The 24,210-nt window shown below is 72.3% G+C and carries 28 protein-coding genes and 3 tRNA genes; 15 read left to right on the top strand and 16 right to left on the bottom strand.

The window, feature by feature from the left end:
• Positions 1 to 63 precede the first annotated feature (63 nt).
• The 3 genes from AB4880_RS01915 (at position 64) to AB4880_RS01905 (ending at position 3,522) form a co-directional block, all read left to right on the top strand.
• Positions 64 to 1,482, top strand: coding sequence for an aminopeptidase P family protein (locus AB4880_RS01915; RefSeq protein ID WP_367917506.1), 1,419 nt, complete (start codon positions 64 to 66; stop codon positions 1,480 to 1,482).
• A 98-nt stretch (positions 1,483 to 1,580) separates the two neighbouring features.
• A complete protein-coding gene (locus tag AB4880_RS01910) occupies positions 1,581 to 2,021 on the top strand; it encodes a universal stress protein (RefSeq protein ID WP_367917505.1) in 441 nt (146 codons plus the stop codon).
• Between the two features lie 160 nt (positions 2,022 to 2,181).
• Positions 2,182 to 3,522 carry an NAD-dependent malic enzyme gene (locus AB4880_RS01905; protein WP_367917833.1) on the top strand — a complete coding sequence of 447 codons (1,341 nt, stop codon included), beginning with the start codon at positions 2,182 to 2,184 and terminating at the stop codon, positions 3,520 to 3,522.
• Positions 3,523 to 3,534: 12 nt separating this feature from the next.
• On the opposite strand, the gene AB4880_RS01900 is transcribed toward AB4880_RS01905, so the two are convergent.
• Complete coding sequence (locus AB4880_RS01900; protein WP_367917504.1) at positions 3,535 to 4,044, bottom strand: DUF4396 domain-containing protein; 510 nt, start codon at positions 4,042 to 4,044, stop codon at positions 3,535 to 3,537.
• Positions 4,045 to 4,149: 105 nt separating this feature from the next.
• On the opposite strand from AB4880_RS01900, the gene AB4880_RS01895 reads away from it, so the two are divergent.
• From AB4880_RS01895 to AB4880_RS01880, 4 genes are all read left to right on the top strand, one after another.
• A tRNA-Arg gene (locus AB4880_RS01895) sits at positions 4,150 to 4,226 on the top strand.
• Positions 4,227 to 4,284: 58 nt separating this feature from the next.
• Positions 4,285 to 4,950 (top strand): FadR/GntR family transcriptional regulator, encoded by a 666-nt coding sequence (locus AB4880_RS01890; RefSeq protein WP_367917503.1) that lies wholly within the window; start codon positions 4,285 to 4,287, stop codon positions 4,948 to 4,950.
• Complete coding sequence (locus tag AB4880_RS01885; protein WP_367917502.1) at positions 4,947 to 5,753, top strand: ABC transporter ATP-binding protein; 807 nt, start codon at positions 4,947 to 4,949, stop codon at positions 5,751 to 5,753. The genes AB4880_RS01890 and AB4880_RS01885 overlap by 4 nt, the downstream gene beginning before the upstream one ends.
• A gap of 29 nt (positions 5,754 to 5,782) precedes the next feature.
• On the top strand, positions 5,783 to 6,439 hold the full coding sequence (locus tag AB4880_RS01880) for a hypothetical protein (protein ID WP_367917501.1): 657 nt from the start codon (positions 5,783 to 5,785) through the stop codon (positions 6,437 to 6,439).
• 74 nt (positions 6,440 to 6,513) lie between these two features.
• Here the strand turns inward: AB4880_RS01880 and AB4880_RS01875 are convergent, their stop codons facing one another.
• From AB4880_RS01875 to AB4880_RS01865, 3 genes are read right to left on the bottom strand one after another with little or no spacing between them, the layout of a single operon-like run.
• Positions 6,514 to 7,533: an adenosine deaminase gene (locus AB4880_RS01875; protein WP_367917500.1), complete on the bottom strand. Its 1,020-nt coding sequence runs from the start codon at positions 7,531 to 7,533 to the stop codon at positions 6,514 to 6,516.
• A 4-nt stretch (positions 7,534 to 7,537) separates the two neighbouring features.
• Positions 7,538 to 8,275, bottom strand: a complete 738-nt coding sequence (locus AB4880_RS01870; protein ID WP_367917499.1) for a DsbA family protein — start codon at positions 8,273 to 8,275, stop codon at positions 7,538 to 7,540.
• 3 nt (positions 8,276 to 8,278) lie between these two features.
• Positions 8,279 to 8,770, bottom strand: coding sequence for a MauE/DoxX family redox-associated membrane protein (locus AB4880_RS01865; RefSeq protein WP_367917498.1), 492 nt, complete (start codon positions 8,768 to 8,770; stop codon positions 8,279 to 8,281).
• Between the two features lie 109 nt (positions 8,771 to 8,879).
• Between AB4880_RS01865 and orn the strand changes: the two genes are divergently transcribed.
• Positions 8,880 to 9,515: an oligoribonuclease gene (orn, locus tag AB4880_RS01860; RefSeq protein WP_367917497.1), complete on the top strand. Its 636-nt coding sequence runs from the start codon at positions 8,880 to 8,882 to the stop codon at positions 9,513 to 9,515.
• A gap of 51 nt (positions 9,516 to 9,566) precedes the next feature.
• Positions 9,567 to 9,642, top strand: a tRNA-His gene (locus AB4880_RS01855).
• An 80-nt stretch (positions 9,643 to 9,722) separates the two neighbouring features.
• Here AB4880_RS01855 and AB4880_RS01850 read toward each other — a convergent pair.
• On the bottom strand, positions 9,723 to 9,929 hold the full coding sequence (locus tag AB4880_RS01850) for a hypothetical protein (protein ID WP_367917496.1): 207 nt from the start codon (positions 9,927 to 9,929) through the stop codon (positions 9,723 to 9,725).
• A 121-nt stretch (positions 9,930 to 10,050) separates the two neighbouring features.
• Here AB4880_RS01850 and AB4880_RS01845 point away from each other — a divergent pair, with 121 nt between their 5' ends.
• Positions 10,051 to 10,911: a bifunctional helix-turn-helix transcriptional regulator/GNAT family N-acetyltransferase gene (locus AB4880_RS01845; protein ID WP_367917495.1), complete on the top strand. Its 861-nt coding sequence runs from the start codon at positions 10,051 to 10,053 to the stop codon at positions 10,909 to 10,911.
• On the opposite strand, the gene AB4880_RS01840 is transcribed toward AB4880_RS01845, so the two are convergent.
• A complete protein-coding gene (locus AB4880_RS01840; protein WP_367917494.1) occupies positions 10,908 to 11,861 on the bottom strand; it encodes a pirin family protein in 954 nt (317 codons plus the stop codon). The genes AB4880_RS01845 and AB4880_RS01840 overlap by 4 nt on opposite strands.
• Positions 11,862 to 11,960: 99 nt before the next feature.
• Here AB4880_RS01840 and AB4880_RS01835 point away from each other — a divergent pair, with 99 nt between their 5' ends.
• The 4 genes from AB4880_RS01835 to AB4880_RS01820 all read left to right on the top strand — a co-directional run bounded on the left by AB4880_RS01835 (position 11,961) and on the right by AB4880_RS01820 (position 15,929).
• Complete coding sequence (locus tag AB4880_RS01835; protein WP_367917493.1) at positions 11,961 to 13,520, top strand: phytoene desaturase family protein; 1,560 nt, start codon at positions 11,961 to 11,963, stop codon at positions 13,518 to 13,520.
• Between the two features lie 63 nt (positions 13,521 to 13,583).
• Positions 13,584 to 13,656: transfer RNA gene (locus tag AB4880_RS01830), tRNA-Lys, on the top strand.
• Between the two features lie 76 nt (positions 13,657 to 13,732).
• On the top strand, positions 13,733 to 15,172 hold the full coding sequence (locus AB4880_RS01825) for a UDP-N-acetylmuramoyl-tripeptide--D-alanyl-D-alanine ligase (protein ID WP_367917492.1): 1,440 nt from the start codon (positions 13,733 to 13,735) through the stop codon (positions 15,170 to 15,172).
• Positions 15,173 to 15,221: 49 nt separating this feature from the next.
• Positions 15,222 to 15,929 (top strand): GAF and ANTAR domain-containing protein, encoded by a 708-nt coding sequence (locus AB4880_RS01820; protein WP_367917491.1) that lies wholly within the window; start codon positions 15,222 to 15,224, stop codon positions 15,927 to 15,929.
• Between the two features lie 10 nt (positions 15,930 to 15,939).
• Here AB4880_RS01820 and AB4880_RS01815 read toward each other — a convergent pair whose 3' ends face one another.
• Complete coding sequence (locus AB4880_RS01815) at positions 15,940 to 16,104, bottom strand: hypothetical protein (RefSeq protein ID WP_367917490.1); 165 nt, start codon at positions 16,102 to 16,104, stop codon at positions 15,940 to 15,942.
• Positions 16,105 to 16,222: 118 nt separating this feature from the next.
• Between AB4880_RS01815 and AB4880_RS01810 the strand changes: the two genes are divergently transcribed.
• Complete coding sequence (locus AB4880_RS01810) at positions 16,223 to 16,648, top strand: SRPBCC domain-containing protein (RefSeq protein ID WP_367917489.1); 426 nt, start codon at positions 16,223 to 16,225, stop codon at positions 16,646 to 16,648.
• A 46-nt stretch (positions 16,649 to 16,694) separates the two neighbouring features.
• On the opposite strand, the gene AB4880_RS01805 is transcribed toward AB4880_RS01810, so the two are convergent.
• From AB4880_RS01805 to AB4880_RS01765, 9 genes are all read right to left on the bottom strand, one after another.
• Positions 16,695 to 17,675, bottom strand: a complete 981-nt coding sequence (locus tag AB4880_RS01805) for a helix-turn-helix transcriptional regulator (RefSeq protein ID WP_367917488.1) — start codon at positions 17,673 to 17,675, stop codon at positions 16,695 to 16,697.
• On the bottom strand, positions 17,672 to 18,622 hold the full coding sequence (locus AB4880_RS01800; RefSeq protein WP_367917487.1) for a WYL domain-containing protein: 951 nt from the start codon (positions 18,620 to 18,622) through the stop codon (positions 17,672 to 17,674). The genes AB4880_RS01805 and AB4880_RS01800 overlap by 4 nt, the downstream gene beginning before the upstream one ends.
• Before the next feature lie 55 nt (positions 18,623 to 18,677).
• Complete coding sequence (locus AB4880_RS01795; RefSeq protein ID WP_367917486.1) at positions 18,678 to 21,104, bottom strand: penicillin acylase family protein; 2,427 nt, start codon at positions 21,102 to 21,104, stop codon at positions 18,678 to 18,680.
• Between the two features lie 62 nt (positions 21,105 to 21,166).
• The gene (locus AB4880_RS01790) at positions 21,167 to 21,466 is read right to left on the bottom strand and encodes a GroES family chaperonin (protein WP_367917832.1); all 300 of its coding nucleotides are present in this window, start codon (positions 21,464 to 21,466) and stop codon (positions 21,167 to 21,169) included.
• Positions 21,467 to 21,504: 38 nt separating this feature from the next.
• A complete protein-coding gene (locus AB4880_RS01785; RefSeq protein ID WP_367917485.1) occupies positions 21,505 to 21,753 on the bottom strand; it encodes a DUF3618 domain-containing protein in 249 nt (82 codons plus the stop codon).
• A complete protein-coding gene (locus AB4880_RS01780) occupies positions 21,750 to 22,520 on the bottom strand; it encodes an energy-coupling factor ABC transporter ATP-binding protein (protein WP_367917484.1) in 771 nt (256 codons plus the stop codon). Before AB4880_RS01780 ends, AB4880_RS01785 begins: the two co-directional genes overlap by 4 nt.
• The gene (cbiQ, locus tag AB4880_RS01775) at positions 22,517 to 23,209 is read right to left on the bottom strand and encodes a cobalt ECF transporter T component CbiQ (protein WP_367917483.1); all 693 of its coding nucleotides are present in this window, start codon (positions 23,207 to 23,209) and stop codon (positions 22,517 to 22,519) included. Before cbiQ ends, AB4880_RS01780 begins: the two co-directional genes overlap by 4 nt.
• Before the next feature lie 3 nt (positions 23,210 to 23,212).
• Positions 23,213 to 23,521: a PDGLE domain-containing protein gene (locus AB4880_RS01770; RefSeq protein WP_367917482.1), complete on the bottom strand. Its 309-nt coding sequence runs from the start codon at positions 23,519 to 23,521 to the stop codon at positions 23,213 to 23,215.
• Complete coding sequence (locus AB4880_RS01765; protein ID WP_367917481.1) at positions 23,518 to 24,204, bottom strand: energy-coupling factor ABC transporter permease; 687 nt, start codon at positions 24,202 to 24,204, stop codon at positions 23,518 to 23,520. Before AB4880_RS01765 ends, AB4880_RS01770 begins: the two co-directional genes overlap by 4 nt.
• Between the last annotated feature and the right edge of the window lie 6 nt (positions 24,205 to 24,210).

The raw sequence follows: 24,210 nt of genomic DNA, 5'->3' as shown, positions 1-24,210 counted from the left end.
CTATCCGCAGCCGGCCCTGCGCCCTCGATCGCCATGTCCTCGCGCGCGCGTACAGTGGGCGATGTGAGCGCCGACACCCCCACGAACGCACCCAAGACCGAGCAGCACGACCCCGCCGTCTCCGACGCCTATGCGGCGTTCATGCGCACCGGGTGGGACGACCGTGACGACGCCGTCGCCCGGCACGCGGTCGCCGACCGCGCGGCTGCCCGCCGTACCCGTCTGGCCGAGGCGTTCCCCGGCGAGCGCCTGGTGATCCCCGGCGGCGGCTACAAGGTCCGCGCCTACGACACCGACTACCGCTTCCGCCCCGACACCGCGCACGCCTACTTCACCGGCAACCAGACCTCCGACGCGACGCTGGTGGTCGAGCCCGACGGGACGTCGGTCCTCTACGCCCGGCCGCGCTCGGGTCGCGACTCCGACGAGTTCTTCCGCGACCGCACCTACGGCGCCCTGTGGGCCGGCAAGCGCCCGTCGGCCGGCGAGCTGGAGGCTGCGCTCGGCCTCACCGTCAAGCACGTCGACGACCTGCCCGCCGACCTCGCCCGCGGTGCCAAGACCCGCGTGCTGCGCGGCGTCTCGTCGTCCATCGACGCGCTGGTACCCGGCGACGAGGCCCGCGACGGCGATCTCGAGCGGGTGGCGTCCGAGATGCGCCTGGTCAAGGACGACTGGGAGATCGGCCAGCTGCAGGCGGCGGTCGACGCCACCGCGCTCGGCTTCGAGGACTGCGTCCGCGAGTGGGACCGGGTGATCGAGCACGGCGAGCGCTGGCTCGAGGGCACCTTCTTCCGCCGCGCGCGCACGATGGGCAACGACCTCGGCTACGACTCGATCGTCGCCAACGGCTCCCACGCGACGACGCTGCACTGGATCGAGAACTCCGGCCCGGTCGTCCCCGGCCAGCTGATCCTGTGCGACATGGGCGTCGAGGGCGCCAACCTCTACACCGCCGACATCACCCGCACCCTGCCGGTCGACGGCACCTTCTCACCGCTGCAGCGTGACCTCTACACGCTGGTGCTGCGCGCGCAGGACGCCGCGATGGCCGCGCTCGCGCCGGGCGCAAGGTTCCTGGCGGGCCACGAGGCGGCGATGGTGGTCCTGGCCAACGGTCTCGCCGACCTGGGCCTGCTGCCGGTCTCGGTCGACGAGGCGCTCTCGCCGGAGTCGAAGGTCTACTCGCGCTGGACGCTGCACGGCGTCAGCCACATGCTCGGCATGGACGTCCACGACTGTGGCAAGGCCGCGCCGGAGGCCTACCGCGAGGCCGACCTGGTCGAGGGCATGGTCCTCACCGTCGAGCCGGGCCTCTACTTCCAGGCCGACGACCTGCTCGTCCCCGAGGAGCTGCGCGGCATCGGCATCCGGATCGAGGACGACCTGGTCGTCACCGCCGACGGCGTCCGCAACCTGTCCACGGCGCTCCCCCGCACGCCCGAGGCGATCGAGGAGTGGATGGGGTCGCTGCGCGGCTGACATCCGCTCGATCGGGTGGTGTGACGGACCCTCTCCGGACCGCTACGTTTGCACCCAGACGACCGGCGTGTGACGCCTGCGACGAAGGAGTGGACAAGGTGACGGACAAGGTTGTGGTGACGGGTGTCGACGGCAGCGAGACCGCGGCGGCCGCGGCCGAGCGGGCGGCGTACCTCGCCGAGGCGCTGGGCGCCCGGCTGCACATGGTGAGCGCGTACGGGAAGTTCGAGTCCGAGACCGTGAAGATCGGCAGCGACACCCTCATGCTCAGCACCGAGAACGAGGCCGAGAAGGTGGCCGACAAGGCCGCCGCCGTGGTGCGCGCCGCGCACCCGGGGCTCGAGGTCACCACGGCCGCGGCCGAGGGCAAGCCCGGCGAGGCGCTGGTCAACACGGCCGACGCGCTCGACGCCGAGCTGATCGTGGTCGGCAACAAGCGGGTGCAGGGCATCGCCGGGCGGGTGCTCGGCAGCATCGCGCGCGACGTCGCGGCGCACGCGTCGTGCGACGTCTACGTCGCGCACACCCACACGCGCTGAGTCCCCGACGGGGTCGTGTGCCTGAGAACACGGATATCCGGGTTCTCAGGCACACGACTCCGCGACGCGCGGGGCTGCCGACTTCCGAGTAACCCCGGACCGGGACGAGACTGGGGCCGTGCCCACCAAGACCGCCACCGCCTCGTCGTACTCGATCACCATGCGCCTGCACACCACCGTCGACCACGGGGTGGTCGGTGAGGTCGCCACCGCGATCGCGAGCGCCGGCGGGATGGTGACCGCCATCGACGTCGCCGAGTCGAGCACCAGCCGGCTCACCGTCGACGTCACCTGCTCCGCCGCCGACGCCGAGCACGCCGCCGAGCTGCAGCAGGCGGTCGCGGCGGTCGAGGGCGTCGAGGTCCACAAGGTCTCCGACCGGACCTTCCTCATCCACCTCGGCGGCAAGATCGAGGTCGCCTCGAAGGTGCCGCTCAAGACCCGCGACGACATGTCGCTCGCCTACACCCCCGGCGTCGGCCGGGTGTCGATGGCCATCTACGAGAACCCCGACGACGTCCGCCGGCTGACCATCAAGGGCAACGCCGTCGCCGTCGTCACCGACGGCTCGGCCGTCCTCGGCCTCGGCAACATCGGCCCGGGCGCCGCGCTGCCGGTGATGGAGGGCAAGGCCGCGCTGTTCAAGCGCTTCGGCGAGATCGACGCCTGGCCGATCTGCCTCGACACCCAGGACACCGACGAGATCGTGCGCGCGGTCGAGCTGATCGCCCCCGGCTTCGGCGGCATCAACCTCGAGGACATCGCCGCCCCGCGCTGCTTCGAGATCGAGGCGCGGCTGCGCGAGCGGCTCGACATCCCGGTCTTCCACGACGACCAGCACGGTACGGCGATCGTCGTCCTCGCCGCGCTGACCAACGCGCTGCGCGTCGTCCGCAAGCAGGTCGGTGAGGCGCGCGTCGTCGTCTCCGGCGCCGGCGCCGCGGGCACCGCGATCGTCAAGCTGCTCCTCGCCGCGGGCGTCGAGGACGTCATCGTCTGCGACCGCAACGGCGCGCTGGCCGCGGGCGACGACTCCCTCTCCCCCGCCCACCAGGAGCTCGCGGCGCTCACCAACCGCGACCGCCGGGTCGGCGGCCTGCAGGACGTCCTGGTCGGCGCCGACGTCTTCATCGGCGTGAGCGCCCCCAACATCCTCAAGCCGGAGTGGATCGAGACGATGGCGACCGACCCGGTCGTCTTCGCCCTCGCCAACCCCGACCCGGAGGTCGACCCGGCGCAGGCCGCGCGCTACGCCGCCGTCGTCGCCTCGGGGCGCTCGGACTTCCCCAACCAGATCAACAACGTCCTCGCCTTCCCCGGCGTCTTCCGCGGACTGCTCGACGCGCGCGCGTCGGAGGTGACCGTGGAGATGTGCCTGCGGGCGGCGGACGCGATCGCCCACGTCGTCCACGACGACGAGCTGAACGCCAGCTTCATCATGCCGTCGGTGTTCCACCCCGAGGTCCACCACGCGGTGGCCGCGGCGATCAAGGGCGCCTGAGCCCCTCCCGCGTCAGCGCGCCTGCCCCGACCCGTGGTCGGGGTGGGCGTGCTCCTGCGCGTGCTCGCCATGAGCGCCGTGAGCGCCGTGAGCGCCGTGGTGGAGCGCGTGGCCCTTGCCCCGGTCGATGAGGTAGCGGTTGACCGGGAAGGCCGCGACGAAGGCGGCGCCGAGCGAGATCAGCATCCCGATCCAGAAGATCGCGTCGAGGAGCCCGGCGTCCATCGCGCCCGGGATGACCGCCATCACCAGGTTGTCGACGATCTCCATCACGATGATCGAGACGGTGTCGGCGGCCAGCACGATCGTGAGCGCCCGGCGCACGCCCATCCCCGAGCGGACCAGCGGCAGCGACGACAGCCCGTAGCCGAAGACGAACGCCAGCCCGATCGCGATCACGATCGTCTGCGCATTGCTCAGCCCGGAGGCGGTGCCGATCATCAGGCCGGCGACCTCGCCGATCGCGCAGCCGGTCACGCAGTGCAGCGTGGCACTGGCGGCGATGGCGTTGCGCGGGTTCATGGGAGCTCCTCTCGACGGCGTCCCTCGCACGATACCCATAGGGGGTATAACGGGCAAGGGGCGGGACGGGCTCATCGCGCCCGCGGGCGATACCCTGACGCCCAGGCCTCCGTAGCTCAATTGGATAGAGCCGCCGGTTTCTACCCGGCTGGTTGCGGGTTCGACTCCTGCCGGGGGCGCCAGGCATGCCGTGATGACCTAGACTCGTCGCAACTCCTCAGACAAGTAGACAGGTCCCCGATGCAGGTACGACGCGAGCCGCTGGCCGACCAGGCCGCCGAGCTGCTCCTCGGCCGGATCCGCGCCGGCGAGTGGCAGCTCGGCCAGCGCCTGCCCGGCGAGACCACCCTCGCGCCGCAGCTCGGGGTCGGCCGGTCGACGCTGCGCGAGGCGATCCGGCAGCTCGCCGGAAGAGGCGTGCTCGCGTCGCGGCAGGGCGCGGGCGTCTTCGTGACCGCGGTCGACGTCCCCGAGGACTGGGACCTGGTGCTGCGCCGGGTCGACATCGTCGCGGTGATCGAGGCGCGCCTGGCGATCGAGGCCGAGGCGGCGGCACTGGCCGCGGAGCGGCGGACGCCGGTCGAGCTGCGCGCGATCCGCCGTACGCTCGCCGAGCGCGCGGAGCCGCACACCGACGTCGAGCAGCACGTCGACGCGGACCTGGCGTTCCACCGGGCCGTCGTCGTGTCCGCCCACAACCCGCTGCTGGTCGAGCTGTTCGACAGCTTCGTGCCGCGCAGCCGCACCGCGATGGTCGCGATGCTGCGGCTGCGCACCGGCTTCGACCACGCGGCCGACCACGACGTCCACGACCTGCTCCACCGCGCGATCGCCGACCGCGACACCGAGGCCGCCGCGCGGCTGAGTCGCACCCACCTGCAGTCCCTGAAGGAGAGCCTGACGTGAGCCCGACCGTCCTCGACCTGAGCGAGGTCACCTTCCGCCGCGCCGGCAACCAGATCCTGCACGGCATCGACCTCACCGTCCGCGAGGGCGAGCACTGGGCGCTGCTCGGGCCCAACGGCGCGGGCAAGAGCACGGTCCTCAGCTTCTGCGGCGCGCAGGTGCACCCGACGTCCGGCACCGTCGACGTCCTCGGCCGGCGGCTCGGGCGGGTCGACGTCCAGGAGCTGCGCCGCGACATCGGGCACGTCAACCCGCGTCACCCGCTGCAGTCCGCGCTCACCGTGCGCCAGGTGGTGCTGACCGGCATCACCGGCACCATCGAGCTGCCGATGCGCTGGACCGCGACGCCCACGCAGGAGCAGCGCGCCGACGAGCTCATCGCCGAGGTCGGCCTCAGCCACCGCCGCGACGCGCGCTGGCCGAACCTGTCCCAGGGCGAGCGCGGCCGCGCGCTCATCGCCCGCGCGCTCCTCGCCGAGCCGCGCCTGCTGCTCCTCGACGAGCCGACCACCGGCCTCGACGTGGCCGCGCGCGAGCAGCTGCTGTCGGTCCTCGACCGGCTCGCGCACACCGCGCCCGAGGTGGCGTCGGTGCTCGTCACCCACCACCTCGAGGAGCTCCCGACCACGACCACCCACGCGCTGCTCCTGGCCCACGGCCGGGTCGTCACGGCCGGGCCGGTCGGCGAGGCGGTGACCACGGAGATGATCACGCAGACCTTCGAGCACCCGATCGAGGTCGACCGCGACGGCGGACGCTGGCGCGCGCGGGCGCTGCCGCCGGCCCGACTGCACAGCGCCTGACCCTCGGATCGCGGGGTACCGCGGGGTGCATGACGAACTCCGTGCTCACCACCGCAGCCGATCTCGCCGGCCACGCGCTCGCCCGGGTCACCGAGGGCGTCGCCGCACTCCGGCGTCCCGACAAGCCGCTCCACCCCGACGGCGAGCTGTACGCCGGGAGCCTGGTTCGGCCCGGCTCCGACTCCCCGATCGGCGTCCCCTGGATCGACCAGAGCGGCGTGGACGAGGTGACCGTCCGCGTGTCCCGCGCGATCGGCCTCCCCGGCCCGCTGCCGGACGTGGCCGGGCTGGCCGTGCGCCTACGCAAGGGCCAGACCCGGTACGGCGACCTGCTCCTCGCCAGCACCGGCTGGGACCCGATCACCCGCCACCTGCTCATGCCCGCCTGGAACGACCGCCGCCCGCTCACCTCGCTGCTGCCCTACCGCAGCCCGATCGGGGCGATCGTGATCGGCGCCCGGCCTCGCGGCGAGCTCGCCTACGAGCTGTGCTGGGCGCCCGTCGGCGGCGGCTGGCGACCGCTCGGCGAGCTCACCCTCGAGATGCCGCTGCCCCCGGAGGACGAGGTGTCCTTCGACCCGATCCTCAACACGCTGCCCGGGCTGCAGCACTACGCCTGGGTGGAGCGGCTGCGCGAGCAGTCGTACGCCGTGGCCCGGCGGGTGCGGCGCGCCTCCGAGGGCTGACCGGCCGCCCGCCGTACAAAAGGGATCGGCCCCGCGAGAGGTATGAGCCTCGCGGGGCCGATGCGTTCTCCCGCCTACGCCGGGTGCGCCGCGATCTCGCCGCGCAGCCGCGCCGTGACCTCGTCGGGCGCGAAGGACGCGTCGACCGCGGCCGTGGCCAGCTCGGCCAGCCCGGACTCGTCGAGACCGAGCAGGTCGGCCGCGATCTCGTACTCGCGGTTGAGAGTGGTGCCGAACATCGGCGGGTCGTCGGAGTTGATGGTCACCACGACCCCGGCCTCGACGAACCGCGGGAGCGGGTGCTCGGCGAGCGAGCCGACCGCGCGGGTGGCGACATTGGACGACGGGCACACCTCGAGCGGGATCCGATGCTCGGCGAGATAGGCCAGCAGCTCGGGGTCGGCCGCCGCGGACGTGCCGTGGCCGATCCGCTCGGCCCCGAGATCGCGCAGCGACGTCCAGATCGTCTCGGGGCCGGTGGTCTCACCGGCGTGCGGGACCGAGTGCAGGCCCGCGGCCCGCGCCGCCTTGAAGTGCGGGATGAACTGATCGCGCGGGACGCCGATCTCCGGCCCGCCCAGCCCGAACGCCACCAGGCCCTCGGGCCGGTGGTCGAGCGCGAACCGCAGGGTCGCGTCGGCGGCCGGGATGCCGGACTCCCCCGGGATGTCGTAGATCCAGCGCAGCTCGAGGCCGAAGTCGCGCCGCGCCGCGAGCCGTGCGTCCTCGATCGCCTCGGTGTAGGCCTCGATCGGCATGCCGCGCTCGGGGTCGTCGGGCAGCACCGAGGTGTACGGCGTACAGGTCAGCTCGGCGTAGCGGACCGCCTGCCCCTGGGCGAGCTCGCGGCCGATCTCGTAGGTCAGGTAGCGCACGTCCTCCGGCGTCCGGACCAGGTCGACGACCGCGAGGTAGACCTCGATGAAGTGGGCGAAGTCGCGGAACGCGAAGAACTCGCGCAGCCGATCGGGGTCGGACGGGACCGTCCCCGGGTGGCGCTCGGCCAGCTCGGAGACGATCCGCGGCGACGCGGAGCCGACGTGGTGGACGTGGAGCTCGGCCTTGGGCAGGCCCGCGATGTAGTCCTTCAGCACAGGGTCATCCCACCTGGTCGAGCAGGTTCTGCGCCAGCTCGTCGACGGTGCGGCCGTCCTGGTAGACCTTGCCGTCGAGCAGGATCGTCGGCGTGCTGCTGACGCCCGCGGCCTGCGCCTCGGCCGTCGCCTTCTGGACCCACGCCTCGCCGTCGCCCGCCTCGATCGCGGCCTTCACGTCGCTCTCCTTGGCGCCGGCCTCGACGGCCAGCTTGACCAGGTCGGAGTCGGGACCCTCGGCGTCGGCGTTGGTCTCCGAGGGCTGGTTCTCGTAGAGCAGGTCGTGGAATTTCTTCGCGACCTCGGGGCCCGCCTTCTCCAGCACGATCGAGAAGGCGCCGGCCGCGCGGATCGGGTAGGTGCGGCCCTGGGCGCCGAGCAGGTTGAACGGGCGGTACTCGACGTAGACCTTGCCGTCGGCGGCGAGCGAGGCCAGGTCGGTGCGGGTCTTGGACTCGAGCTCGCGGCAGTAGGGGCAGAGGAAGTCCTCGTAGATGACGACCGAGTGCGGGGCGCTCTTCTTGCCGATGGTGATGCCGTAGGCGCTGCCACCGGCGCTCGCCGCGGTGACGTCCTTCTTGTTGAGGACGCTGACCAGGATCGAGCCGCCCACGATGAGGGCCATCACGATCGCGACACCGGCGATGGTGAGGATCCGGCGACGCGACTCCCGCCTCTTCTGGGCGGCACGCATCTCGGCGGCCTTCTGCTGGCGGGCATTGGCCTTCGAGTTGGAGGACATCGACTACAGAGCTCCTTCAGCGACGTCGTCGTGACGCCGGTCGAACAACACGGAATCCAGGGAGAGCCGGGTACGTCGTACCGCGGCGACGAGGAGGGAGGCCAGCAGCAGCGCCGTGTCGCGGACGATCTCCCACGGGTAGGCGGACGCGGCGCCGGTCTTGACGCCACCGCCGCCGAAGCAGCCACAGTCGATCTCGATGCCGCGCGCCCACACCGACGAGATGCCGATGATGAAGGCGATGAACAGCAGCGCCGACAGCAGCGCGGCTCCTCGGGCGAACACGCCGAGCACCAGCGCCAGGCCGACGACCAGCTCGATCGCGGGCAGCGCGATGCCGACCGCCTCGGCCACCGACGAGGGCAGCAGCTGGTAGGCGCGCACCGCGTTGATGCTCGTGTCGGGGTGGGTGATCTTGAGCGCGCCCGCCACGATCCAGACGCCGCCCGTCACCACACGGGCGACCAGACCCACCCATGCCAGTGCTCCGTTCACGCCGCCGAGGCTATCCGGCCGCGCTGAGCGGCTCCTGAGAACGCACACCAAGCAGCGCAGGTCGCCGTTGTGACCACGGCGTCGGCTCGTCGGCGTAGGGTGCACCTTCGTGAATGAACGACTCGTCTGGATCGACTGCGAGATGACCGGCCTCGATCTCGCCAACGACGCGCTGATCGAGGTGGCCGCCCTGGTGACCGACTTCGACCTCAACGTCCTCGGCGAGGGCGTCGACGTCATCATCAAGCCCCCGGCCGAGGCCCTCGACCAGATGATCGAGTTCGTCCGCACCATGCACGAGACCTCCGGCCTGCTCGCCGAGCTCGAGCACGGCGTCACCCTGCGCGAGGCCGAGGAGCAGGTGATGGCCTACCTGCGCGAGCAGTGCGGCCCCGACAGCCGTCCCCCGCTCGCCGGCAACTCCGTCGCCACCGACCGCGGCTTCCTCGCCCGCGACATGGCCGAGCTCGACGGCTTCCTGCACTACCGGATCGTCGACGTCTCCTCGATCAAGGAGCTCTCCAAGCGCTGGTTCCCGCGCGCCTACTTCAACGCGCCGACCAAGCGCGGCAACCACCGCGCGCTCGCCGACATCCAGGAGAGCATCGAGGAGCTGCGCTACTACCGCGACACCGTCTTCGTCCCTCTCCCCGGCCCCGACAGCGACGCCGCCAAGGACGCCGCGGCGCGTCACGGCGGCTCGATCACCGGCCTCGGCACGCCGTCCGCCGATACCGATTCCTGATTCCGGGGCGGTTGGCCCTACACTCGTCCCCGGCTCGGTGACGAGTCGATGGTGGGTATAGCTCAGCTGGTAGAGCGCTGCGTTGTGGTCGCAGATGTCGCGGGTTCGAGTCCCGTTACTCACCCCATGCAGAGCGAGGCCCGGCCTCCGACCGACAGGTCGGGGCCGGGCCTCGCTGCTGGTCCGGCGTCTCGGACGGAGCCGGCGCTACATCCCGCCCGTGCCACCGCCCGGCATGTTGCCGGGCCCGAAGCCGCCCAGGGTGCCGCCGCGGTACATCCCCTCGGCGTGGTTCTTCTCGCGCAGCTTGGCGTCGTCGTCGATCGTCGCGCGGCGCGGCCGCACGATCGACACCACGGTGGAGCCGACCAGCAGCACGCCGAGCACGATCACGGTCCAGGTGAACCAGTTCATCGCGATGACCCGCTCTCTCCCGGGGCGTCTGCCCGGGAGAGCACCCTAGATCAGGCCGGAGGCAGATCGGGGCAGATCACTCCAGATCGACACACCTCAGGTCTCTGACTAAGGTCAGAGAATGCTCACCGACGTGCTGCGCCGCTTCAACCGGACCTACACCCAGCGCATCGGCGTGCTCGACGAGTCCTTCCTCGGCAGCGGGCGGCCGCTGGCGGTGTCGCGGCTGCTGTTCGAGGTCGGCAGCGACGAGGGGGTGAGCGTGCGGGCGCTGCGCGACCGCCTCGAGCTCGACTCCGGCCACCTCTCGCGACTGCTGCGCCGACTCGAGGGCGAGGGCCTGGTCGCGACCGCGCCCGACCCCGCCGACCGCCGGCGGCGGGTGGTCGAGCTGACACCCGCCGGCCGGACGGCGTACGACGACCTCGACCGCCGTTCCGAGGACCGCGCGGCCACCCTCGTCGCGCCCCTCACCACTCGCCAGCGCGAGCGGCTCGCCGAGGCGCTGGCGACGGCCGACCTGCTGGTGCGCGCGGCGACGGTCCGGCTGTACGAAGTCGCGGCCGACCACCCCGACGCCCGCGAGGCGACCCGGCGCTATGTCGCCGAGCTCGACGCCCGCTTCCCCGGCGGCTTCGACCCGGGCGGTCCCGACGCGCCCGACCCCGGCTCGACGTACGTCGTGGCGATGTCGGACGGCGAGCCGGTCGCCTACGGCGGCATCCGGCCGGTCCTCGACGACGAGACCGCCGAGATCAAGCGGATGTGGGTCCACGGCGACTGGCGCGGAGCCGGTCTCGGCGCGCGGATGCTGCGTCACCTCGAGGGGCTCGCCGCCGCGCACGGCCACCGTCGCGTCGTCCTCGACACCAACGGGACCCTGCGCGAGGCGATCGCGATGTACGAGCGCGCCGGCTACACCCGGATCGAGCGCTACAACGACAACCCCTACGCCGAGGCCTTCTTCGAGAAGAGGCTCTAGCCGCCGATCGGCAGCCCGAAGCGCCCCTTCTGGAAGTCCTCGTAGGCGGCCATCACCTCGGCCTTGGTGTTCATCACGAACGGCCCGGCCCACGCGATCGGCTCGCGGATCGGCTGCCCGCCGACGACGATGACGTCGAGCTTCGGCGAGCGGCTCTCCTGCGTCCCGTCGGCGGCGATGGTGAGGAAGTCGCCGGCACCCATGACGGCGGACTGGCCCATCCGGATCGGCTGCGGGTCGGTGGTGCCGACCGCGCCGGAGCCGTTGAGGACGTAGACGAGCGCGTTGTAGTCGACCTGCCACGGCAGGTCGAGCTTGGCGCCGGGCTCGAGGGTGGCGTGCACCAGCGACATCGGCGTGTACGTCGAGCCGGGGCCGTCGTGACCGTCGACGCTGCCCGCGATCACGCGGACCAGCGTGCCGGCGTCGTCGCTGGTCATCAGCGCGACCTGCCCGGAACGGATGTCCTGGTAGCGCGGGTCGTTCATCTTCGAGTCGCGCGGCAGGTTCACCCAGAGCTGGATGCCGTGGAAGAGGCCGCCCTGCTGGACCAGCCACTCCGGCGGCGCCTCGATGTGGAGGAGCCCGCTGCCGGCCGTCATCCACTGCGTGTCGCCGTTGGTGATCGTGCCGCCGCCACCGTGGCTGTCCTGGTGGTCGAAGGTGCCGTCGATGATGTAGGTGACGGTCTCGAAGCCGCGGTGCGGGTGCCACGGCGTGCCCTTGGGCTCACCGGGCGCGTACTCCACCTCGCCCATCTGGTCCATCATGATGAACGGGTCGAGGCGCGCCATGTCGATGCCGGCGAACGCACGCCGCACCGGGAAGCCCTCCCCCTCATAGCCCTGCGGAGCAGTGGTGACCTGCCAGACCGGGCGCGGCTGGTCGCCGAGGCCGGGCGTCTTCAGACGCGGCAGGACAGTGAGGTCGTCGACGGTGATCGCGGGCATTGCAGCCACCTCCAGGTGGGCCAGTGGGTTAGTTGCCATGTCAACCATAACAGTGCGCCGATCATTCCGCCAGAGGCCGGGGGCCTCTAGGGTCGGGACATGACCCGCTACGACGCCGTCGTCGTCGGCGCCGGCCACAACGGCCTCACCGCTGCCGCCTACCTCGCCCGCGCCGGGCTCTCGGTCCTCGTCCTCGAGCGCCTCGACCACGTCGGCGGCGCGGCGATCTCCGCGCAGGCGTTCCCGGGCTTCCCGACCCGCCTCTCCCGCTACTCCTACCTGGTCTCGCTCCTCCCCCAGCAGGTGATGAGCGACCTCGGCCTCGACCTCGACCTGGTCAGCCGGGCCACGGCGTCGTACTCACCGACGGTGCGCGCGGGCCGCGCCACCGGGCTGCTCGTCGAGCGCAGCGAGGGCGAGGCGACGCGGACGTCCTTCCGCGAGCTCACCGGCAGCGACGACGAGTACGACGCCTGGCGGGCCTTCTACGCCGGCGTGGCCGGGCTCGCCGAGCGGGTCGCCCCCACCCTCACCGAGCCGCTGGTCACCGACCTCGCGATGCGCGAGGGCGTCGACCCCCAGGTCTGGGCCGACGTCGTCGAGCGCCCGATCGGCGAGGCGATCGGGCGCCGGTTCCGCGACGACCTGGTCCGCGGGGTCGTCGGCACCGACGCGCTCATCGGCACCTTCGCCTCGCTCCACGACCGCTCGCTGGTGCAGAACCGCTGCTTCCTCTACCACCTGATCGGCAACGGCACCGGCGAGTGGCGCGTCCCCGTCGGCGGGATGGGTGCGGTCACCGACGCCCTCGCGAAGGCGGCGCTCGACGCGGACGCGACGATCGTGACCGGCGCGGGCGTGAGCGCGATCCGGCCGGGCGCCGGCGGCGCCGAGGTCACCTGGCACGACGGCGCGCGCGAGCACACCGTCGAGGCGACGTCGGTGCTGGCGAACGTCGCGCCGTGGGTGCTGCGGATCCTGCTCGGCGAGGGCGAGGACCCCACCACCAAGCCGCAGGGCGCCCAGCTCAAGATCAACCTGCTGCTGTCCCGGCTGCCGCGGCTGCGCTCCGGCGTCGACCCGACGGTCGCGTTCGCCGGCACGCTCCACCTCGCCGAGTCGGCCTCCGAGCTCGAGGTCGGGTGGGCCGCGGCGACGCGGGGCGAGCTGCCGGACCCGCTGCCGGGCGAGGTCTACTGCCACTCCCTCACCGACCCGTCGATCCTCGGCGACGTCCCGCCCGGCACCCACACGCTCACCTACTTCGGGCTGCACACGCCGGCCACGCTCTTCGAGAAGGACCCGGTGGCCACCAAGGCCGAGGCCGTCCGCCGCGCGATCGCCTCGCTCGACGCCGTCCTCGCCGAGCCGATCGACGACGTCGTCCTGCGCGACGCCTCCGGCGCCCCCTGCATCGAGGCGAAGATCCCTCAGGAGATCGAGGCCGACCTCGCCATGCCCGGCGGCCACATCTTCCACGGCGACCTCGACTGGCCCTGGGCGCCGCACCACACCCGGCTCGAGTCCCCCGCCGAGCGGTGGGGCGTGCAGACCGATCACGAGTCCGTCGTCCTGTGCGGATCGGGTGCCCGGAGGGGCGGCGCGGTGTCCGGGCTGGGCGGCCACAACGCGGCACAGGCGGTGCTCGAGACGCGCTGATGCGATGCCGATTTCGCCCGTTCGGACGTACGCTGGTAATGTTTCATCTCGCGTTCGACGCAAGCGCCATTAGCTCAATTGGCAGAGCAGCTGACTCTTAATCAGCGGGTTCGGGGTTCGAGTCCCTGATGGCGTACAAGACAGAGAAGCCCAGTCCCGAGGACCGGGCTTCTTGTCGTTTCAGGCCCTGAGAGATGCGCGAGGTCCGGACCGTGATCGATGCCACCACGCTGTCCGCCCTGACCGCGGCCGTCCTCGCCGGACCGGCCACGACCAACAGCACCGAGGTCGGCCCCGGCTCGGTCTTCTTCGCGCTCGTCGGCGCGCGCGACGGCCACGACTTCCTCGACGACGCGGTCCGCGCGGGTGCGGGCGCCGTCGTCGTCAGCAAGCCCTACACGCCTCCCGTCGACGGCGTCGAGGTGATCTCGGTGCCCGACACGCTCGAGGCGCTGCAGGCCGCGGGAGGCGCGGTCCGGCAGCACTACGACGTCGACGCGCTGGCCGTGACCGGCAGCGTCGGCAAGACCACCACCAAGAACCTGCTCACCCACCTGCTCGCCGCGAGCCGGCCGGTGCTGAGCAGCCCGAAGAGCTTCAACAACCACCTCGGCGTGCCGCTGACGCTGCTGAGCCTCGACGCGTCGTACACCGACCTGGTCGCCGAGATCGGCACCAACCACCCGGGCGAGATCGCCGCGCTGGTCCGCCTGGTCCGGCCGCGGGCCGCGCTGGTCACCAATGTCGGCTTCGCCCACCTCGGCAACTTCGGCTCCCGCGAGGCGCTGGCCGACGAGAAGGTCTCGCTGTTCACCGGCGTCGCGCCCGACGGCGTGTGGTTCGTCAACGCCGACGACCCGATCCTGCTCGACGCCGTCGGCCGGCTCGACCGCCCGGCCACGACGCGGGTCGTCACCTTCGGCACGGCCGCCGACGCCGACGTCCGGGTGAGCGACGTCGCCGTGACCGAGTCCGCCACGACGGGCGTCGTCCACGTCGGCGGCGAGAGCCTGCCGTTCACCTTCCCGCTCGTGGGACGGCACTTCGGCGGCACCGTCGCCTCCGCGGTCGCGATCGCCGTCGAGCGCGGCATCCCCGCCGCCGACGCGGTCGCCCTCCTCGCCACCTTCCCCGGCTCCGAGGGCCGGGCGTCGGTGTCGACGATCCGCGACGGCGCGATGCGGCTCATCGACGACAGCTACAACGGCAGCCCCGACTCGATGCTGGCCGCGCTCGACACACTGTCCACCTTCCCGGAGGACCGGCGGATCGCGGTCCTCGGTGAGATGCGCGAGCTCGGCGACTGGACCGAGGCGATGCACACGACCGTCGGCACCAAGGCCGGCTCCTCCGCCACCGACCTGGTGTTCATCGGCCCGTCCGAGCCCGTCGTACGGCGCGCGGCCACGGCCGCCGGGCTGCCCGACGACCGGATCCACGCGGCGGCGTCCGCGCCCGAGGCGGCTGCGCTGGTCGAGGCGCTGCTGGCCGCCGACCCGGGCGCGACCAGCGCGGTCCTGGTGAAGGGCTCACGCTTCGTGCACACCGAGCGGGTGCCGCTCGTGCTCGACGGGACGCCGGTCGGCTGCATGCTAGCTCTCTGCGAGCTCTACATCCACTGCAGCAAGTGCCCGAAGGTGCTGACGGGCTGATCGCCCCGCGCCGGGGTACCGACGGGACCATCCATCCCAGGAGGTCTCCGTGTCCCTCGACAGCAGTCCCGTCGCGACGGCCCTGACCGACGCCGCGCGGGCGATCAACAGCCACCGTTCGCTCGACGACACCCTCGACGCGATCGTCCGCGCCGCCCAGCAGACGGTGCCCGGCTTCGAGCATGTCGGCATCTCGATCACCCACGGCAACGGCACGATCGAGACCCGCGCCGGCACCGGTCCGCTCGTCTGGGAGATCGACGAGCTGCAGTACAAGCTGCACGAAGGCCCCTGCTACGACGCGATCCGGCACGGCGGCGTCACCGTCCTCCACGACGTCGCGACCGAGACCCGCTGGCCCCGGTACGTCGCGGAGGCCTCCGCGCGCGGCCTGCGGGCGCAGATGGGCCTGCAGCTGTTCACCGAGTCCGGCACGCTCGGCGGCCTGAACCTCTACTCCTACGCGGCCGGCGTCGACCCGGACGCCATCCAGCTCGCCGAGCTGTTCGCCGCCCACGCTGCGATCGCCCTCGGCCGCGCCCGGCACGAGCACCAGCTCAACGAGTCGGTCGCCTCGCGCCAGGCCATCGGGACGGCGGTCGGCATCATCATGGAGCGCTATCGGATCCCCGAGGACCGCGCCTTCCAGTTCCTCGTGCGGGCGTCGTCGACGAGCAACCTCAAGCTGCGCGCGATCGCGCAGGAGGTCGTGGAGACGGCGAACGAGCGGTTCCTGGCCGAGGCGTCCGCGGAGTAGCCCGCCTGCCTCAGTCGGGGACGGTGACCTGCTCGGCGGCCACCCAACGGGTCTCGACGTGGCCCTCGAGCTCGAGAGTGACCAGCGCCTTGAGCCGCTCGCGGCTCCACTTGAGCAGGAGCGCGGGGACGGGGACGCCTTCGACGGCGACGAGGACAGGGACATGCTCGGACACGGGTACTCCTGCGGGCCGGGGTCAGGGGGACCCCGATGACGCGGCCCGCGTCTTGAGCTGCACTCCCGACTGTACCGGCACGACGGGTGCGTCCCGCGGTTCCGGGTACCGGCCGGGCATGACCGAGCAGAGCGCCATGACCACCGTCCAGGTCTCCGCCTCCCCCGCCCAGGTGTGGCAGGCCCTCACCGAGCCCGAACAGATCCGTGCGTTCATGTTCGGGGCGGACGTCGACACGACCTGGCAGCCGGGATCACCGATCGCCTGGCGCGGCGAGTACGAGGGCCGCGCGTTCGCCGACACCGGAACCGTCCTGGAGGTCGACCCCGGCATCCGGCTGGTGGTCACCCACTACAGCCCGCTCTCGGGCCGTCCGGACACCGAGGAGAACCACCACCGGCTCGTCTGGAGCCTGCGCGACGACGGCGAGAGCACCCAGGTCACGCTGGAGCAGACGCTGCTCGAGGGCGAGGACGCCGAGGAGGCGCAGCAGAACTGGGCGACCGTGCTGGGCCAGCTCAAGGAGCACGTGGAACGCGGCTGATCTCCTGCTGGCCGGTCACCCGTCGTACCGGGCCGAGGCAGACCGGCTAGCGCGCGTGGTGGACGAGCAGCTCCTCGGCCAGCACCACGCCGGCGTCCTGCAGCTCGGCCGGCTCGACGACGAACGCCGTCGGCCCGGCCGCGAGCAGCAGCATGCCGACGCGCTTCTCCAGCGGCGGCAGTAGGTCGAGGTCGACGACGACCTCCTGCTCGTCGTCCTGGACGAAGGTGACCCGTTCGGCGTAGAAGTCGGCGGCCCAGCGGGCGTCCTGCGGGAGCAGCACGCGCACCGTCGTGGTGACCCGCTGCGCGTCGAGGAGCGCCGGCAGCCCGTCCGGGACGTCGAAGGTCCGATCGAGCAGCCGGACCTCGCGGATGTTGGAGAGCAGGTAGGTCCGCAGCCGGCCCTGTGCGTCGGGCGGCCCGGCGTCGACCTCCCAGCCGCGGCGGGTCTGGACCAGGCTGTAGGGCTCGATCTCCCGCTCGGAGACGCCCGGCGACCAGGCGCGCGAGTAGACGATCCGCGCGGCGCGGCGGGTCTCGCGGGCCTCCTGCAGCAGCGGGAGCGAGCGGTTCCAGTCGGGGACCTGCGGCAGGTCGCCCGGGACGCCGAGCATGGTCTCGGTGAGCACCTCGATCGCGGAGGCGAGGTCGGCGTTGTCGGGCTCCATGTCGAGCAGCGCGAGCGCGGCGGTGTGGACGAGGGCGAGCTCGGCGGCGTCGACGTACTCGACGCCGAGCTCGCCGGTCTCCTCGACGAAGCGCACCACCTCGGCCTCGTTGGGGTCGACGTCGTCGCCGTCGGCGCCGAGGAACTCCAGGACGTCGGGCCGGGTCAGGCCGAGCAGCCAGTCGGAGGAGACGTCGGCGGTGTAGAAGGCGAGCAGGTCGTCGCGCAGCTCGGCGACGGGGACGTCGAGATCGGCCGCGAGATCGGCCAGCGGGAGGCCGTCGGGGTGGGCGGCCAGGCGCTCGAAGACGCGCGGCAGCCGGGCGATCCGGGCGGCGTAGCGCGGGATCTCGCTCATGACGCCTCCCCCACGCCCGCGGCGGCGGCCAGCGCCGCGACCAGCTCGTCGCGGACCTCCTGCGGCCCGAGCACGGTCACCCGGGTGCCGAGCTCGTAGAGCCGCGCCCGCAGCGCCTCGCGATTGGTGACGCGATAGGTCAGCACCACCTGGTCATGGTCGTCGCCGTCGGCCTCGACCCCGAGCGGCTCGCCGAGCCACCGTCGTACGTCGGGCTCGAAGCGGGCCGGCGTACGCAGCGCCACGTCGACCGGCGGGTCGAGCTGCCAGGTCATCGGGTGGAGGCCGGTGTGGCGAACCGCGTCGACCCGCGCCGCCGACCCCGCGGGTCCGGCCTCGGGCGCGGACATCCGGGCCACCACGAACGTCTTGACCGGTCCCCCGTCGGCGAGGACGGCGTCCTCGATGCCGCGCAGGTGCCAGATGCCGTTTTGGGTGCGCAGCGACTCGGGGTGGACGACGCGCGGCGTGCCCTTGTAGCCGAAGCGCAGCACGCAGCGGTCGCGCACCGCGCGGACCACCTCGGACAGCGCGGCCTCTGCCGTACCGCCGACGACCGGGACCGGCGGCGTGACTTCCGCCGGACGCGCCTCGTCGGGCAGCCCCAGCCGCTCGACCAGGTCGTCGCGATCGGCCAGCAGCACCGCGCGCCGCAGCGCCGACTGCTGCTCGGGCGTGAGCCGGACGCGCAACCGGTTGTCGACCGTCGTCATCCGGTAGAGCGCGTCGTCGCCCTTCTCGGCGACATTGTCGATCAGCCAGCCCAGGCGGTTGAGGTGGCGCAGCTCGCGGCTGAGCTGGGTCGGCCCGTCGGCTCCGACGAAGCCCGCGATCTCGAGGAGCCGGTCACGGCGTACGCCGTCGTCGCCCGCGGCGCGCAGCACCGCCGCGATGCGCACCAGCCGCTCCATGGGGGCGCGCTGGTCGCGCCCCGACGCCTTCGCCACCTCGTCCTCGCTCTCGTCTCCGGACGCGTCGAGAGTAGCGGTCGGGTCAGCGCGATCAGCGCCCCCGCAGCGTGATCGTGCGCACCAGCGCGGCCCGCACCTGCTTCGCCGTCCACGGGAAGCGCACCCAGCGCTCCTTCGAGTAGAGCCGGGTCTGGTCCGACGACCACGGCGAGCGCGGGTTCTCGTACTGGCTGTAGGTGAGGATGGTGCGCGCGTCGACCCGCCCGTCGGCGAGGTACGAGACCGCCTGGATGTGCGACGAGCCGTAGCTGATCGGCTTGTAGCGCCCGGTGTTGGCGGCCGGGTGCTCCGACGCGAGGGCGTTGGCGTTGCCGGCGAGGTCGCCGTCCCCACCCCCGAGCGGGTACGGCGGGGCGCCGCGGTCGCCGGCGACCTGCAGCGACCCCCAGGTGGCGTCGAAGCGCACGCCCGCCTTGCGTACGGCGTCGATCGCGGCCTGCAGTGCCTTGACCACGCCCGCGTCGGTCTTCATGTCGCGCGGCGTGTTGAACGGATCCTTCGCGTCGAAGGTGACCTGCCACAGGTTGCCGCGGGTGGGGGCACGCTTCACGAACTCCTCGAACAGGTGATAGCCGACCGAGGTCGCGTCGGAGTGGCCGTCCCAGGCCTTCAGCACCGCACAGGCGCGGGTCTCCCCCGTCTTCGCGCACGCCTCGTCGAGCCGGCCTCCGGCGCGCATCACCTCGGCGGCGCGCACCCGGTTCTCGTACTCGTGGCCGCGCAGCGAGGCCGGCGTCTCCTTGCCCGCGCGCAGCCGGTCGATGACGTACTGCGACACCATGCGGGTCCGCATCGTCCGCTCGCACTTCTCGCAGCCGATGATCGACGCGTAGCCCTCGAGCCGGACCTTGTCGTTGGGCGTCCAGTACGAGTCGTTGGCGTTCATCACCCAGTCCCGGCGGACGACGGCCGGCAGGTGCGACGGGCCGAGGATGCCGGGGCGCTGGGCGTCGGGGTCGGTGCCCCAGGCGCAGGCGCCGTCGGCGAGCAGGCCGTTGAGGCCCGGCAGGCCGGCGACGGTCTTGAGCAGGAGGCCCACGGGCGTCAGGCAGCGGTTGACGAGCGCGTCCGGGACGTTGGGGACGACGCTGTGGTCGGCGTACAGGACCTCGCCGCGCCGGTCCGCGGCGGTCGTGTTGACCCACGGCATCCCGCCACCGGCGTCCTGGCGGCGGAGCAGGTCGCGGGCGCTGGTCGCCTCGCCCATGCCGAGGAACGTGTCGATGGTGCGCAGATGCTCGGCGTTGGCGTCCCGGATCGCCCAGAAGCTCGTCGGCGACCAGCCCATGAACTGCGACGGGCTGTCGATGACATAGCCCTGCGGCGTGCGCCAGAGATCCTCGCGGACGTTCTTGATCGAGCCGTCCGGCTGCTTCGTCGCGATCGTGACCCAGCGCTGCTCGGACTTCCTCAACAGACCGTTCGCGGTCAGGTACATCGGGCCGGGGCCGACCGTGAGGTACTCGTACGGCGTGAACCGGTAGGCCGTCGAGACCGTGTGGCTCCACGCGACGTCCTTGTTCCAGCCGATGTTGACGGCGGGCGAGCCGATCAGCGACGCGCCCGCGACGTCGTACCTGCCTGGGATGGTGAGGTGCTGCTGGGTGAACTTGTAGCGACCCACCCACGGGAAGTGCGGGTTGCCGAGCAGCAGGCCGCGGCCGGTCGAGCTGCCCTGGCTGCCGATGGCGGTCGCGTTCGAGCCGAAGTCGCTGTCGCGGCCGAGCGAGCGGAGCAGGGCCTCGCGGTCGACCTTCGCGGCGTACGCCGGCACCTCCGCCTTCGTCGTCGGAAGCGGCAGGTCGATCCCGAGGTCGGGCAGGCCCGGGTCCTGCGGCGTCGGCGGGTCGGCCTCGACGATCTCTTTGACGAACACCCCCGAGGACGCGATCTGGTTGGCCAGGTAGACGCCGTACCAGAGGTCGATCTCGGTGGCGTTCGGCTTGATCCACGACTGCCGGCGGCAGGCGGGATCGGTGATCCGGTGGTCGCGCAGCCACCGGTTGATGCCGGCGGTGTAGCCCTTGACCATGGTCCGCGCTCGGTCACTCGGGCCGGCCGGCGAGGCCAGCAGGTGCTCGACGACCCGGCGGTTGCGTAGGTCGGTGACGAAGGCGTCGATCTGCAGGTTGCTGGCGTCCATCGAGACGCCGTCGCGGTAGCGGCCGTTCGGGCCGAGGTAGCGCGAGCGCTGCCCGCGCGCGGTCAGGACGGTGTCGGCGAGGTTGCAGATCGACGAGCTCGCGGTCGCGTAGCCGCTGCCGTAGCCGAGCGAGCCCCAGTCACGCGCGGTGATGTGCGGGATGCCGTGCTTCGTGATCCGGATCTTCGCGCGGTACGTCGGTGCGGGCGCAGCAGCGGCAGCGGTGGGCGCGGCGGTGTGCGCGGGCCCGGCCGCGGCCAGGGTCGGCGCCACGAGGGCGGCGGCGAGCAGCGTCAGCAGGCGGGGGGTGCGCACATCGCGTGCAACGAGGTGCACGCGGCGTGCGTTACGTCACACCGCGCGGCGCGGGAGCGCGCTCAGAGGTAGAGGCCGGCGGCCTCGTCGGCGAGCCGGTCGGCGGCCACTGCGTGGATGTCGCGCTCGCGCATGACGACGTAGACGTCGCCGGAGACCTCGACCTCGGCCTTGTCCTCGGGGTCGTAGAGCACCCTGTCGCCGGCGACGACGGCCCGACAGTGCGGGCCGACGGCGACGACGCGTGACCAGGCCAGGCGCCGGGCTCCCATCGCGGCGGTCGCCGGGATGACGATGCCGCCCGAGGACCGGCGCTCGCCGGCCTCGGTGTCGGTCTCGCACAAGATGCGGTCGTGCAGCATCTTGATGGGGGTCTTGTCGGACACGGGGGCGCTGAGTCCTAGTTGGTGATCTTGCGCAGGACGACGCCCAGCGCGATCACGCCGACGATCACACCCACGGTCTTGAGGATGTTGTCGGTGCGGGGCTCGCCCGTCTCGACGTCGATGTAGTGCGCCTTCACCTGCGCCACCTCGCGACTCACGATCGTCTTGGGGTGCGATCGGTAGAGCAGCTGGTCGATCGTGCCCGCGAGGCGCTCGCGCGCCTCCTCGATCTCACGCTCGATGTCAGAGGGAGTCTCACTCACCCGGGCAGGCTATCAACCGCGATGGTGCGCGGGTCGAACCCCCAGGGGAGTTCCAGCCGGTGGGCATGCATCAGGGCCTCGTCGGTGAGGACGTCGTAGGTCCTGCCGTCGGCCACGACCTTGCCGTCGCTGAGCACCACCGCGCGCGGGCAGAGCTCGAGCGCGTAGGGCAGGTCGTGGGTGACCATCAGCAGCGTCACGTCGAGGCTGCGCAGGATGTCGGCGAGCTCGCGGCGCGAGGCCGGGTCGAGGTTCGAGCTGGGCTCGTCGAGGACCAGGATCTCCGGCTCCATCGCCAGCACGGTCGCCACCGCCACCCGTCGGCGCTGCCCGAAGGAGAGGTGGTGGGGCGGGCGGTCGGCGAAGTCGGCCATGCCGACCCGGTCGAGCGCGTCCATCACCCGCCGCTCGAGCGCGGCGCCCTTGAGGCCGAGGTTGGCCGGCCCGAAGGCGACGTCGGCCCGGACCGAGCCCATGAACAGCTGGTCGTCGGGGTCCTGGAAGACGATGCCGACCCGCCGCCGGATCTCGAGCAGGTTCTTCTTGGTGACCGGCAGGCCGCTCACCGCGACCCGGCCCTCGCCGTGGCCGGTCTCGCCGGACAGGATGCCGTTGAGGTGGAGCACCAGCGTGGTCTTGCCGGCGCCGTTGGGGCCGAGCAGCGCGACCCGCTCGCCGGCGTGCACATGGAGGTCGACGCCGAAGAGCGCCTGGTGGCCGTCGGGGTAGGCGAAGGCGAGGCGCTGGACGTCGAGCACCGGCGTCACCGGACCGCCTCCGGGAGCTTTCCGTCGTACCCCCGGGACAACATGGCCAGATGCACCCGCTCGCCCCTCTCGTAGGACCTCACGAACAGCGCCCCGAGCGTACGCGCCAGCGCGGGCCAGTGCCGCGGCGACCGCGGGTCGACGCCGCGCGAGCGCATCGCGGTGACCATCCGCCCGAGGTCGCCGGTGACGACGTCGACATAGCGGATCATGAAGCCCATGATCTGCACGAGCAGATCGGGGAAGCGCAGCCGCTGGAGGCCGCGCAGCACGTCGGTGGGCTCGGTGGTGGCGGCCAGGGTGAGCGAGGCCAGCACGCCGAGCGTGCCCTTCGCGACCAGCCCCCAGGCGGCGAGCAGGCCGTGCTCGGACAGCGAGAGCTCGAGCCCGCCGCCCAGCGCTACGACGACGCGCGGGCCCTCCGCCACGAACGGCACCAGCGCCGCGAAGAGCAGGAAGGGGACCTCGATGACCATCCGCGGCAGGAGGTACGACAGCGGCACCCGTGCGGCCAGCACGACCGCCACGACGAGCGCGAGGTAGCCGGCGAAGACCGGGTACCACTCGCGCGGCGTGGCCACCACGACGAGCACGAACCCGAGCAGCAGCAGGATCTTCAGGTGCGCCGGGGCGCGGTGCACCACCGAGTGTCCGTGGAAGTGCAGCCGATGGCCGTGCCCGGCGCCCACGCGTCAGTCCCGCTGCTCGGCCGGCGTGCGCCGGCGCAGGACCCAGAACAGACCGCCGCCGATGCCGAGCGTCAGCAAGACGCCGGCCACGCCCGCGATCCCCCCGCTCAGGCGCGCGTCGTGCACACCCTCGGTGCTGTAGCCCTGGAACGGACTGCCCGTGTCGACCGGCTTCTTCTCGTGCTCGATGAAGCCCGTCTGCTCGGCCACGTAGTTGAGCCCGTCGGGGTGGCTGCTGGCGTAGTAGCTGCCGACGCCGGCGATGAGCAGCGCGACGAGCAGTCCGGCGAGCAGGAAGCGGCGGTTCTTCACGCGGAGACCTCCTCGGTCACGAGGGTGCGTCGTCCGGCGAGCCCGCGCGCGCCGCGCACCAGGTCGGGCCGCGACGCGACGACGGCGCTGATCACCAGGCCGGTGATGATCGCCTCGCCGATGCCGATGACGACATGCCAGCCGACCATCGCGGCGAACACCTTGCCGGGCGCGATGTCGGCGGTGCCGCCGATCGCGAAGAGCAGGCTGAAGGCCGCGGCCGCCGTCGGCACCGAGACCAGGGCCCCGACCGCGGCGGCCAGCGGCACCGAGCGCACCCGCTTGGGGAGCACGGCGAGGGCGAGCCGGAAGACGCCGTAGCCGACGACGACGCCGACGACGCCCATCAGCGTGATGTTGGTGCCGAGCGCGGTGAGCCCGCCGTCGGCCATGAACAGGCCTTGGACGAGGAGGACGACGCTGATGCACAGCATGCCGGTCCACGGGCCGACCAGGACGGCAGCGAGGGCGCCGCCGAGCAGGTGGCCGCTGGTGCCCGCGCCGACGGGGAAGTTGATCATCTGGCCGGCGAACACGAACGCCGCGACGAGGCCCGCCATGGGGGCCGTCCGGTCGTCCAGCTCGGAGCGCGCCTTGCCCAGCGCGAGGCCGACGCCGACGGCCGCGACGACGCCGGTGGCCACCGACGTGGGGGCGTCGAGGAATCCGTCCGGGACGTGCATGGTTGC

Origin of the sequence: Nocardioides ginsengisoli (genome assembly GCF_039537225.1) — a bacterium.
Lineage (GTDB): Bacteria > Actinomycetota > Actinomycetes > Propionibacteriales > Nocardioidaceae > Nocardioides > Nocardioides ginsengisoli.
This window is presented reverse-complemented; position numbering and strand designations above follow the sequence as displayed.